The organism is Pseudoalteromonas sp. A3, assembly GCF_025942345.1.
GTDB classification, from domain to species: Bacteria; Pseudomonadota; Gammaproteobacteria; order Enterobacterales; family Alteromonadaceae; genus Pseudoalteromonas; species Pseudoalteromonas atlantica.
Genome location: NZ_JAPCKL010000011.1, coordinates 62,283 through 74,800, shown reverse-complemented (window position 1 = coordinate 74,800; position 12,518 = coordinate 62,283). Strand labels below are relative to the sequence as shown.

The 12,518-nt window shown below is 41.2% G+C and carries 10 protein-coding genes and 1 riboswitch; of the genes, 8 read left to right on the top strand and 2 right to left on the bottom strand.

The window, feature by feature from the left end; genetic code table 11:
• Positions 1-6 precede the first annotated feature (6 nt).
• Positions 7-891, bottom strand: coding sequence for a 4-hydroxy-tetrahydrodipicolinate synthase (gene dapA, locus OIZ54_RS16375; RefSeq protein ID WP_029773500.1), 885 nt, complete (start codon positions 889-891; stop codon positions 7-9).
• Between the two features lie 128 nt (positions 892-1,019).
• A riboswitch (Lysine riboswitch) is annotated at positions 1,020-1,216 on the bottom strand.
• 194 nt (positions 1,217-1,410) lie between these two features.
• Here dapA and OIZ54_RS16370 point away from each other — a divergent pair.
• The 6 genes from OIZ54_RS16370 (at position 1,411) to OIZ54_RS16345 (ending at position 9,897) form a co-directional block, all read left to right on the top strand.
• On the top strand, positions 1,411-2,115 hold the full coding sequence (locus tag OIZ54_RS16370) for a DNA-3-methyladenine glycosylase I (RefSeq protein WP_264390842.1): 705 nt from the start codon (positions 1,411-1,413) through the stop codon (positions 2,113-2,115).
• A 2-nt stretch (positions 2,116-2,117) separates the two neighbouring features.
• Positions 2,118-3,524, top strand: a complete 1,407-nt coding sequence (locus OIZ54_RS16365) for a protein adenylyltransferase SelO (RefSeq protein WP_264390841.1) — start codon at positions 2,118-2,120, stop codon at positions 3,522-3,524.
• A 335-nt stretch (positions 3,525-3,859) separates the two neighbouring features.
• Positions 3,860-4,918: an OmpA family protein gene (locus tag OIZ54_RS16360; RefSeq protein ID WP_138578050.1), complete on the top strand. Its 1,059-nt coding sequence runs from the start codon at positions 3,860-3,862 to the stop codon at positions 4,916-4,918.
• A 308-nt stretch (positions 4,919-5,226) separates the two neighbouring features.
• On the top strand, positions 5,227-7,824 hold the full coding sequence (acnB, locus tag OIZ54_RS16355; protein WP_264390840.1) for a bifunctional aconitate hydratase 2/2-methylisocitrate dehydratase: 2,598 nt from the start codon (positions 5,227-5,229) through the stop codon (positions 7,822-7,824).
• Between the two features lie 198 nt (positions 7,825-8,022).
• On the top strand, positions 8,023-8,655 hold the full coding sequence (locus OIZ54_RS16350; protein WP_004588163.1) for a 2OG-Fe dioxygenase family protein: 633 nt from the start codon (positions 8,023-8,025) through the stop codon (positions 8,653-8,655).
• A gap of 9 nt (positions 8,656-8,664) precedes the next feature.
• Positions 8,665-9,897, top strand: a complete 1,233-nt coding sequence (locus tag OIZ54_RS16345) for a cysteine desulfurase-like protein (RefSeq protein WP_264390839.1) — start codon at positions 8,665-8,667, stop codon at positions 9,895-9,897.
• A 143-nt stretch (positions 9,898-10,040) separates the two neighbouring features.
• Here OIZ54_RS16345 and OIZ54_RS16340 read toward each other — a convergent pair whose 3' ends face one another.
• The gene (locus OIZ54_RS16340; protein WP_004588165.1) at positions 10,041-10,745 is read right to left on the bottom strand and encodes a 2OG-Fe(II) oxygenase; all 705 of its coding nucleotides are present in this window, start codon (positions 10,743-10,745) and stop codon (positions 10,041-10,043) included.
• Between the two features lie 36 nt (positions 10,746-10,781).
• On the opposite strand from OIZ54_RS16340, the gene OIZ54_RS16335 reads away from it, so the two are divergent.
• The gene (locus OIZ54_RS16335) at positions 10,782-11,171 is read left to right on the top strand and encodes an acyl-CoA thioesterase (RefSeq protein ID WP_264390838.1); all 390 of its coding nucleotides are present in this window, start codon (positions 10,782-10,784) and stop codon (positions 11,169-11,171) included.
• Positions 11,172-11,358: 187 nt separating this feature from the next.
• Complete coding sequence (locus OIZ54_RS16330) at positions 11,359-12,333, top strand: aldose epimerase family protein (protein WP_264390837.1); 975 nt, start codon at positions 11,359-11,361, stop codon at positions 12,331-12,333.
• Positions 12,334-12,518 lie beyond the last annotated feature (185 nt).

The following is a 12,518-nucleotide window of genomic DNA, read 5'->3' as shown; positions in this document are numbered from 1 at the left end:
CTGTGTTTAATGCCAAGATAAAATGGTGTCGTTTGCAGTGGTAATGCAATCGGTTTGCGTTAACTCAAGATGCGTTAAAGGTGGACGCAACAGTGGGCTATTTAAACGCCCTTGCTGGTGCATTAGCACTTTAACGGGAATAGGGTTTGCTACAGCAAATAGGCTATTAATAGCGCGAGTCCACTGAGCAAATAAATTGGGGTGTTGACCGCTTAGGCTGCGCTTTACAAATTCGTGTGTTTGCAAAGGCCATGCATTGGCCGCAACCGAAACTAAGCCTTTTGCACCTGCTTGGGCAAAGTAGGGCATAAGTGCATCGTCGCCACTGTATAGCGCTAAATTAGGCGCGGCTTGTCGGTATGCTTCAAATTGGGTGATGTTGCCACTGGCTTCTTTTAAAGCCCACAGTTTTGGGTGCGCTTTTAAGTTTTCAATGGTTTCGATAGGAATGCTTACACCGCTGCGCCCAGGTACGTTGTATAACATACACGGATGCGCGCTTTCGTTTAATAAGCTTTCGTACCAATGTGTTTGACCTACAGCCCCTGGTTTTGCATAAAGAGGTGAGCCTAATAAGTAGCTGTGAATAGGTAATTGGTTACAGTAGCTAACCCATTCTTTTTGTTGGGCCAAGTTACTACCACCAACAGCAACCATAAGCGGTACACTGGGTTTTAATTGGCACACGTGCTCAACAATGCCTTGCTGCTCTTTAAGCGTAAGGGCTAAGCCTTCACCTGTGCTACCGAGCAGTAAAATACCGTTGTGTGCCGCTTCTTGTTCGCTAACAAGTGTTGTGAGCGTGTCGTAGTCAACATTACCTTGTTGATCAAACGGCGTAACAAGCGCTGTCCACAGTGCGTAGTCGTCTAAATTGAAGTTGTGAATCATCTCTTACGAACCTATAAGGTGTTCGAGATATTAAGGAGGCTGTATGATGTGAGCCGCATTAACGTCGTTCGAACAGTATTCGAAGAGCGAATGGGCTTAAAATAATAGGGCGCACGGCCTTATTATTTAAGACCAGAAGCTCTCCACCAAACTAATAAGCTGCTCTAAAACAGCTATTGGTGACAGTCGCTAGGATTCAACCTAGTCGCCCGAAGTAATTGCTTCGCAAAAGCGTTTACCTCTCGGCGGTATTCCCCTCACATATGCTCACTGGAGTTTGCGCTCCTAACATACGCTACCTGAATAACGCACCTCTTCTAGCCCTTTGTATTTTGTTTAACCGCAAAAGGTTTAACAAAATACAATTTAAATAGGGTAATTGCGGCGATTAAAACATTTTAGCCGTCTAGGTGTCAAGTTGCAGGATACAGATTAGTTCATCGAAAATGCGGGTGGTTACGTATTAGCTGCTTTTCTCGTAAACTAACCCTATGAGCAGTGATGAGGTATTTAATAAGTATGGAAAAATTTAGCGATATTTATAAGCGAGCAGTAGAGCGAAAAGGTTCTGAAAAAATGCTTAAGTTATTACTCGCAAAACCCTTATCTAAAAAAGCATTAAGCGCATTAAGTGACGACGACTGGCTTGAAGAGTTTACCCGTAAAGTATTTCAAAGCGGGTTTTACTGGTCGGTAATAAACAGTAAATGGCCAGGTTTTAGAGAGGTTTTTTGGCAGTTTAGTGTTGATAAATTACTTATGATGCCGCCCGATATGCTCGAGCAAAAAGCAACTGATGAGCGTATTATTCGTAATTATAAAAAGGTAAAAACAATTCCTGAAAATGCCTACATGATCCACGAAATAGCTCAGCAACATGGCAGTTTTAGCAAGTTTGTAGCTAACTGGCCAAGCGATGACATTATTGGCTTATGGGCATATTTAAAAAAACACGGCGCCCGTTTGGGTGGAAATACTGGCCCGTATGCCTTAAGAGCGCTTGGTAAAGATACTTTTTTACTTTCGCGAGATGTAGAAAGTTACCTAAGAGCGCACAAAATTATAGATGGCGGCCTGCAAACTAAAAAATCACTCACTGCCGCACAGGCGTTTTTTAACGAAATGCAAAAGCAAAGTGGTTTGAGCCTGCAAGAACTTAGCTTAATTGTGGCTTACAGCGTGGGCGACAATCGCGTAGGCATAAGCCAACAGACAGAGGATTAACCATGAAACTAGTGCCAAGATACACAGACATAGCAGATAACTTTGCAATAGAGGATCAACCTTCAAGCGTTGCTGCCCCGCAATTGCTGCTGTGGAACGAAGCGTTAGCACAGCAGTTTAATATTGATGTTGAGCCTGCGCTGCGGGCCAGTACTTTTGCTGGTAACGAGCCGCAACCGGTAAATGCTGTAGCGCTTTGCTATTCTGGGCATCAGTTTGGGCACTTTTCGCCGCGCTTGGGTGATGGGCGAGCGCACTTACTGGGTGCTATCAGCGATGATAAAAATCAGCTGTGGGATATTCAGTTAAAAGGCTCAGGCGCCACGCCTTTTTCAAGAGGAGGCGATGGGCGATGCGCATTAGGCCCCGCTATTCGCGAGTATATTATGAGCGAAGCTATGCACGGCTTAGGGATTAAAACCACGCGGTGTTTGGCTGTTGTAGGCACAGGCGAAGCTGTTTATCGTAATCCGCCGCAACCAGGCGCAATTGTTACCCGCTTAGCAAGTAGCCATATTCGCGTTGGCTCGTTTCAGTATTTAGCAACTCAAGGTGATGTAGAGGGATTAAAAAAATTAGCTGATGTAGCCATTGAACGCCATTACCCAAGTATTAAATTAACTGGGGCTCAGCGCTATTTAGACTTTTTAGCAGCCGTTATAAATAGTCAGCTAGCGCTGGTTATTAGCTGGATGCGAGTAGGCTTTATTCATGGCGTTATGAATACTGATAATACCTTGATAAGCGGCGAAACTATCGACTACGGCCCGTGTGCAATGATGAATACCTTTGATTTTGATACAGTGTTTAGCTCAATTGATAAGCAAGGTCGCTATGCCTATGGTAATCAGCCAAATATTGTAAGTTGGAACTGCGCGCGTTTAGCCGAGAGCTTAATACCACTTATAGATGAAGATGACGAACAAGCTGTAAGTTTAATGACGCCGCTAATTAATCAGTTTTCTACGTTATTTAACGCGCAATATAATCAAATGTGGGCACAAAAATTAGGCTTAGCAGGTTATAAAGAAGACGATGTAGAGCTTGTAAGTAAGTTATTATTGTTATTTCAAGAGCATAAGCTCGATTACACCAACACCTTTGATGCCTTAACCGAGTCACTAAAGGGTGGCAAAGTGCCAGATGAATTAACGCAATGGGCCCAGTTATGGCAAAAAAGATGTGATGAAAACAGCTATAACCTAATGAGAGCGGCTAACCCAAGGGTTATACCGCGTAATCACATCGTCGAAGAAATCCTCGCGCAATATAATCAACACGGCGAGAGTGAGCTGCTAAGCGACTTCTTAGCGGTGATGAGTAACCCATATGATAAAACAGCTAACTTAGCCCGCTTTCAAGAGACAGGTAAAGATGACAAGGGCTATCAAACTTTTTGCGGTACTTAAGTATTGTAATTAATTGTAAGTTACTGATTATAAATAGTCATTTTTAAATGATTCAGTGTCCAATGATTGAGCAGTTATATACTCGGTGGTATTGTTCGCATTCATAAAAAGTAACTATTTGTAAATTACCATAATTTATTAATTGCCGATTAGGTAAAAATTTTCACTTAACCTACAATTGGTGGTTGGAATGTCTGTAGATCGTTGAAAAAATTTATAATCTTTATTTTTTCGTTAAGTATCGATTAACAAAAGCTCAGGTAGTGTGTACAAAACTGGTTGAGCTAGCATTGATTAGCTACAATTTTCTAAGTTGTTAAAATGGGAAGAAAACAATGAAATTAAAATCACTTACAATTGCAATTGCGTTAGCTGCAACTAGCGCGTCTACATTCGCTGCCGATAAAGAAGAAGGCCTTTACCTTGGTGTTTTCGGTGACTACTATGATGCGTCATGGAAAAACATGCGCGCACAAACTGGCCTTGATGTAAACGAGTCAACTGGTTGGGGTGTAGAAGCAGGTTACCGTTTCAGCGATTACTGGAGCGCACGCCTTGAGTATGCAGATATGGACTTTAACGCGTTCGATAAAGTAGCGGGTAATCGTAATAATATCGACGGCGAGCGTTACGGTATTGATGCGCTTTACCACCTTGACGGCGGCCCTTTCTACGGTCTATTCGGTATTAAAGAAATGGACGTAGTAGATGACAACACATTCTTAAACGCAGGTGTTGGTTACCAACACTTTATTACTGATGGCTTTTTCGTAAACGCTGAAACTGCGGTATACCAAGGTCTTGATAAAGGTTACACAGATGTAGGTGCTAAAATTGGTATTAACTACTTATTTGGCCAAAACTCTATGCCTGCACAGCCTGTAGAACCAGCGCCTACAGCAGTAGTAGAAGTACCTGTAGAACCTAAAGACAGCGACAACGACAACATCCTAGATAAAGATGATAAATGTCCTAACACGCCAATGACAGACGCTGTTGATGGCGATGGCTGTACTTTATACGAAGACCGTGAAGTAACAACAAGCTTATTAGTTACTTTCCCACATGATTCTGCACAAGTTGGTCAACGTTACTTTGACGACATTGCATCAGTATCTGAGTTCTTAAAAGAGCACGAAGATACAACTGTACTACTTGAAGGCCACGCGTCAGCGGTAGGTAACGCAAACTACAACAAGATGCTTTCTAAAAAGCGTGCTGATGATGTAGCACAAGAGCTAATTAAAGATGGCATTGCTGAAGATCGCATTACAACTGTTGGTCTAGGTGAAGAACGTCTTAAAAACACAGCTAACACGAAAGAAGCTCACGCTGAAAACCGTCGTGTAGAAGCACATGTAAAATCTATTGAACGTGTAAAAGTTAAGCGTTAATAGTTACTTACTTTATTTTAAAAACCCAGCTTAGTGCTGGGTTTTTTTATGCCTTTAAAACAGCATATGCAGTATTAACCTGATTAAACAAGAATGATTATTACTTAACAAACATTCACGAAAATAGAATTTACGCTTACCACTATTCATAACATTTATAGTCGGTATAATCAGTTGCTTAGCTGGATGGATTTTCATCTATACATAAAAGCTTTATAATCCCGCGTTAGAATACTATAAGTATTGGGTTACTTTTTTTGCGCATGAGGCGCTACCGAATACTTTCACGTCACCAAGAGGGCAATATTGTGCTACAAGAATATCGTAAACACGTAGAAGAACGTGCCGCGTTAGGTATCGTACCAGCGCCATTAGATGCTCAGCAAACGGCTGATCTTATTGAACTAATTAAAAACCCACCAACGGGTGAAGAAGAGTTCATCTTAGATTTACTAATCAACCGCGTACCACCAGGCGTTGATGATGCAGCATACATCAAAGCAGGCTTTTTAGCGGCAGTTGCTAAAGGTGAAGCACAATCTCCATTAGTATCTAATGAAAAAGCAGCAGAATTATTAGGTACAATGTTAGGTGGTTACAACATCGCCCCAATGATTGAGCTACTTGATGACGAAACACTTGCGCCTATCGCTGTAAAAGGTCTATCAAACACATTATTAATGTTTGATGCATTTTACGACGTAGAAGAAAAAGCAAAAGCAGGTAACGAGCACGCTAAAAAGATTATTCAATCTTGGGCAGACGCTGAATGGTTTACTAACAAGCCAGCTGTTGCTGAAAAAATCTCTGTTACTGTATTTAAAGTAACCGGCGAGACAAACACTGATGATTTATCACCAGCACCAGATGCATGGTCACGTCCAGATATCCCGCTTCATGCTTTAGCAATGCTAAAAAATGAGCGCGACGGTATCACTCCTGACAAAGCGGGTGAAGTAGGTCCAATCACTAAACTTGAAGAATTAAAAACACAAGGTTTACCACTTGCATACGTAGGTGACGTTGTAGGTACTGGTTCTTCTCGTAAATCTGCAACTAATTCTGTACTTTGGTTTATGGGTGATGATATCCCATACGTACCTAATAAGCGCGTTGGTGGTGTATGTTTAGGTAACAAAATTGCGCCTATCTTCTTCAACACAATGGAAGATTCAGGTGCGTTACCAATCGAGTTAAATGTTGATGAGTTCAACATGGGTGATCAAATTGATATTTACCCATACGAAGGTGTAGTTAAGCGCCACGGTACTGATGACGTTATCTCTACTTTTGAACTTAAATCAGACGTAATTTTAGATGAAGTACGTGCCGGCGGCCGTATTCCTCTAATCATTGGTCGTGGTTTAACAGACAAAGCACGTACCTCTTTAGGTTTAGGTGCTACTGACGTATTTAAAGTACCAGCAGTAACAGAAGTGTCTGATAAAGGCTTTACACTAGCGCAAAAAATGGTTGGTAAAGCATGTAACGTAGCAGGTATTCGCCCAGGCCAATACTGTGAGCCAAAAATGACCACTGTAGGTTCGCAAGATACTACAGGTCCTATGACACGTGATGAGCTTAAAGACTTAGCATGTTTAGGTTTCTCTGCAGATTTAACAATGCAGTCATTCTGTCATACCTCTGCTTACCCTAAACCAATTGACGTAAACACTCACCATACGCTTCCTGATTTCATCATGAACCGTGGCGGTGTTTCACTTCGCCCTGGTGATGGTGTAATTCACTCTTGGTTAAACCGTATGTTATTACCAGATACTGTAGGTACTGGTGGTGATTCACATACACGTTTCCCATTAGGTATTTCGTTCCCAGCGGGTTCAGGTGCAGTAGCGTTCGCAGCAGCAACAGGTGTTATGCCACTTGATATGCCTGAGTCTATTTTGGTTCGCTTTAAAGGTGAAATGCAACCAGGTATCACTTTACGTGACCTAGTACACGCAATCCCTTACTACGGTATTAAGCAAGGCTTATTAACAGTAGAGAAAAAAGGTAAAATCAACGAATTCTCTGGTCGCGTACTAGAAATTGAAGGTGTTGAGCACTTAACTGTTGAGCAAGCGTTTGAATTATCAGATGCATCAGCAGAGCGTTCAGCAGCAGGTTGTACTGTTAAGCTTTCTAAAGAGTCTATCAGCGAATACCTTGAGTCTAACATTGTTATGCTTAAGTGGATGATCTCTGAAGGTTACGGCGATGTACGTACAATCGAACGTCGTATTAATGCAATGCAAGAGTGGTTAGCTAACCCAGAACTTATGGAAGCTGATGCTGATGCAGAGTACAAGCACGTTGTAGAAATCGACCTAGCAGAAATTAAAGAGCCAATCCTTTGTGCTCCAAATGACCCAGATGACGCGCGTTTACTTTCTGATGTTACTGGCGAGAAAATCGACGAAGTATTCATCGGTTCTTGTATGACTAACATAGGTCACTTCCGTGCTGCGGGTAAATTACTAGATGGCTTTACTGGTCGTATCCCAACTCAACTTTGGGTAGCTCCACCAACGAAGATGGATAAAGACCAACTAACTGACGAAGGTTACTACGGTATCTTTGGTCGTGTTGGTGCACGTATCGAAACGCCAGGGTGTTCACTGTGTATGGGTAACCAAGCACGTGTTGCAGATAAAGCAACGGTTGTTTCTACCTCAACACGTAACTTCCCTAACCGTTTAGGTACAGGCGCAAATGTATTCTTAGCATCAGCTGAGCTTGCTGCAGTAGCGGCAATTTTAGGTAAATTACCTACACCAGCTGAGTACCAAGAATACGCAGAGAAAATCAATGCAACGGCTGCAGATACATACCGTTACTTGAACTTCCACCGTATGCCTCAGTACACTAAAAAAGCAGACAACGTAATTATTCAGCAAGCTGTATAATTTAAAGCTGTTTTAAAAAAACCCGCTTAGGCGGGTTTTTTATTGGCTAAAATAAAATTGAATATTTCATGCTGTAATAAGTTTTAAATGAATTAAATATAACCATTACCCACTTTTTATATAAATAATAAAGCAAATATTCCTTTCTACATGCATTAAAATCTCTTTCAATATTCTCATTATTTTAAGCGAGATTTTATGACTGCATTAAACAACCAGAATTTACTGCAACTTCGTTTTATTAACCAAGCAAATATTGACTTGGTTAAGCCTTCTTTTGATAACCTACCTGCTAATCCGTATGCAGATGGTGAATTTCGTAAGCGTCGTTACTCGGTAATTAAATTTCAAAATGGTGAGCTAAAACTACAAGCTGCCAAAGCGTTTGTTCAAGACGATTCTATTAACACCTTTCAGGGTAATGTTGAGCGTACTTATGAAAACTTAGAGCAAAGCTTACTTGAGTCAGAAGGTATGAAAAGCATTGTAAGTGAGTTTTGTGAGCTTACCGGCATTGATGAAGGCCGTGATATTGAAATTCACCAATTTAGAATGCTTGCCATTGATAGCGATACGCCGGCAGCACCTGAAGGTGTGCATCAAGATGGGTTTGACCATGTTTGTGTATGTGGTGTTTCTCACGAAAACTTAGAAGGCGGCGAGCTGCTTGTATACGAAAACAAGCAAGCAGAACCGTGTTTTAAAATGGAAATTAAAGACGGAATGTTTGCACTAATAAACGACCGTCAAGTTTGGCACAATGCAACGCCAATGAACAAAGTAGATACAAACAAGCCAGGTTACCTGGATTGTTTTGTACTTACCTCTTAAGGAATGCTCATGAACATAGCGCAATTACGTGAGCAGTTTCCTGCATTAATACAAACCGTTGATGGTAAATCGCCAATATTTTTAGATGGCCCAGGTGGCTCTCAAGTGCCGCAGTCTGTACTAAGTGCAATGACTGCTTATTTAGGGCACTACAACTCAAACTTAGGCGGTGCGTTTTTTTCAAGTGATAAAACCGTTGAGTTAATGGCAAATGCGCGCCAAGCAGCAGCCGATTTACTTAATGCGCCAAGTGCACAAAATATAGTGTTTGGCCCTAACATGACCAGCCTTACCTTTAGCTTTAGCCGTGCTATTTCACGCAATTGGCAAGCCGGTGATGAGATTATTGTAACTAACGCTGATCACTTCTCAAATGTATCGTCGTGGCAGCAAGCAGCGCAAGATAAAGGCGCTAAAGTTCAAACAGCTTTAATTAACGAGGCTGATTGCAGCTTAGATATGGCGCAGTTTGAAAGCTTATTAAACAGCAATACTAAACTGGTTGCGGTAACTTACGCTTCAAATACTACGGGTTCTATTAACGATATAAAACGTATTATAGAGCTTGCCCATGCTGTAGGCGCATTAGTGTACGTTGATGCCGTGCATTATACACCGCACGAGCTTGTTGATGTTCAGGCTCTTGATTGCGACTTTTTGGCCTGTTCTGCCTATAAGTTTTTTGGTCCTCACTTAGGCATGGTGTACGGTAAAACACAGCATCTTGAAGGTTTTACGCCTTACAAAGTAGAACCAGCTAAAGATGTAGCACCAGGTCGATGGGAAACAGGCACGCAAAGCTTCGAAGCCTTAGCAGGTTTTATTGCCGCTGTTGATTACATTGCTGCAATTAGCGGGCTTGATGAAAGCCACACGCGCCGTGAAAAGTTAACTGCGGCTTTTGCTAAAACAAAGCAGCACGAAATGGCGCTTAGTGAGTACTTTTTAACGCGTTTAGTTAATTACCCGCGCATTAAGCTATTTGGCATTGATGACCTAGAGCGCTTAAACGAGCGTACGCCTACATTTGCTTTAACCTTTGAAGGGCTAGAGCCGCGTGAAGTGTCTGAGTTTTTAGGCAAACAGCATATTTGTGTATGGGATGGTAATTTTTATGCACAAGGCTTATGTGAGCAGTTAGGCGTACTTGATAAAGGCGGTGTAGTGCGCATTGGTTGTATGCATTACAACACCACCGAAGAGCTAGATAAGTTATTTGATTTGTTTGATCAACTTCTTTGAAACTGACAGTTTATACCAATCCGCATAATTAAGTATTATCGCGGATTGGTATGAATACAAATCTGCGCTTGTGAATAACTCTTATTAAAGCTCAAATGCATTAAAGTAGTCAGCGGTTAGTTAGTGTTTGACCGCTGACTGTTTTAGCTTTTAGGTGTGCCGTATATGTGCTCTGCGCGATTAAATAGCACCCATGAAGTTAAAATATATTTATCGTTCGATACCGGCTTATTACCTCGATGGGTATGCGTAAAGTAGCCAGGGGCAATGACCATAGTGCCTTTTTTAGGCGCAATTTTACGTTTTTGATAATAAAACTCTGTTTCGCCACCTTCCTCTACATCGTTTAAATAAAACATAAATAATAATACACGGTGTAGGGCTTCATTGTGTTGTAGCTGTGGATACACTTCACTATGCCAGTAAGGGTAGCCGCCTTTATTTACCTCGTACTTTTGCGCCTGAATGTTCCCAAGTCTAAATATTTGCTGCACCAACACAGAGAGCTGTGGTTTGCCCACTTCGTCAAAGTTATCCTGAGTTAAATCCACCACATCCCCCGTTTTTGGGTGATAAACTTTTAAGCCAAATGCGCCAATTAGCATAAAAAAGTGTGCTTCTACATAGTTAAAAACATGCTGTGCAGTGGTTTGCTGAATATGCTTTAATTGTTGGGCGTATTCTGGGTAACTGTTTAATTGCAGGTCGTGGCTGTCTTTCTTTTTTAAGTCCACACCACCAGAGGTTACACCTTGTTTTACATGCGGGCTGTTAGAGAATGTGGTAATAAAGTTATCGCAAAAATCATCGCTTAACGCGTTATCAATAACGTGGATAAAGTCCGTCATGATTTACCTTTTTATTTAGTTATTATTTGGATTTTTATGTTTATTGAAAAAGTGATACCGCGCTTTAGCGAAACAGATGCACTCGGACACATCAACAATACCGTACTACCTGTGTGGTTTGAAGCCGCACGCGTCCCTATTTTTAAATTTTTTACCCCTGATCTTAACCCACACGACTGGAAACTGATCATCGCTAAAATAGAAGCATCGTTTGTAGGGGAATTATTTTATGCTCACGAAGTGACGATTAAAACAGCCGTTGAGCATGTAGGAAATAGCTCTTTTACCATTAAGCAAGAGGCGTGGCAGCAAGGTAAATGCTGTGTTGTGGGTAAAACTGTATTAGTGCGTTATAACTTTAAAAACAAAGCTAAACAAAATTTAAGCGAAGCAGAAGTCGCAGCACTCAGCGAACACCTAGTTTAACTAGGTGCATTTACTCCACGCAACGAGGAGCGTTGATGTAAACCACAAGCGACAGCTGTGAATTTTTATAGCGTTATTTTAATGCATTTTGATTGAGTTACGCTTCTCACTTATATACTATTTATATTATATATTGTTGCACCGCTATGACAGGTACTGTTGAGCTGGTAGTTTATGGAGAATGAATGTGGCATCTACAACTGGCAATAAACCGTTAGAGGTAATAACGCTTAGCGATGGTAAAAGCTTAACTGCAGAAATATTGCCATTTGGCGCTATTATCAAAAGCATAAAGTTTAATAACCAAGAGATGACACTGTGCGTTAACGAACCTGCTTATTATTTAGAAAACCCATTTTATTTAGGGGCAACAGTCGGGCGCTACGCAAATCGTATTGAAAACGGACGTTTTGTATTATCAGGCACAGAGTACCAACTTAAAGCAAATAATGGCCCAAATAGCTTACACGGCGGCGAAAAAGGCTTTAATAAAGTACTGTGGCAAGTCACTAAACAAAGCAATAATGAAGTGGAGCTCTATTACTGCTCGGCAGATGGAGAAGAAGGCTTTCCTGGCCAATTACAAGTTTGGCAAACAATTACTGCACGCAATGGCGAGCTAATCCTCAGTTACAAAGCCATTACCGATAAAGAAACCCTCGTTAACTTTACCAACCACTGCTATTTTAATCTTGAAGGCAGTGAGAGCATTAATAATCACCTGCTGCAAATAAATACCGCAACGTATTTACCTATCGATAGTAACAGTATACCGCTTGTCCATCATGAAGATGGCTCGGGCAGCTGCTTTGATTTTACTCACCCTAAGCCCATTGGCGATGCACTTTGCGCACAGCATGCGCAACTTGATGCCGGTAGTGGCTTTGATCATTGCTATATTTTTAGTGATGACAATCGTTTAAAAACAATGGCTACATTAACCTCGCCACACACGGGCGTTAATTTAACCCTTAAAAGTACCCAGCCTGGTATGCAGCTTTATACGGCAAATTTTGTAGGTTCTCCTTTTAAAGCACGCCAAGCGGTGTGTTTAGAAGCTCAAAACTGGCCCAATGCAGCAAATAGAAGCGATTATCCAAAAGCGAATTTATTGCCGGATGAAGAATATAATCAGCAAATAATTTTTGCGTTTTCGCAATAACGTACTAATTCCACTGTTAAATTAAAGAAAACAAAAAGAAAAATACACGTAACAAAAAGATAGCCATAATTAAGGAAAAGGTTGCACTTTTGCTCAATTTAAAGTATTTATATTATAAATAGTATTTGAAGCTATACACACCACACAACGACAAAATGACTACACACAATCAGGAGTTTTTAAAA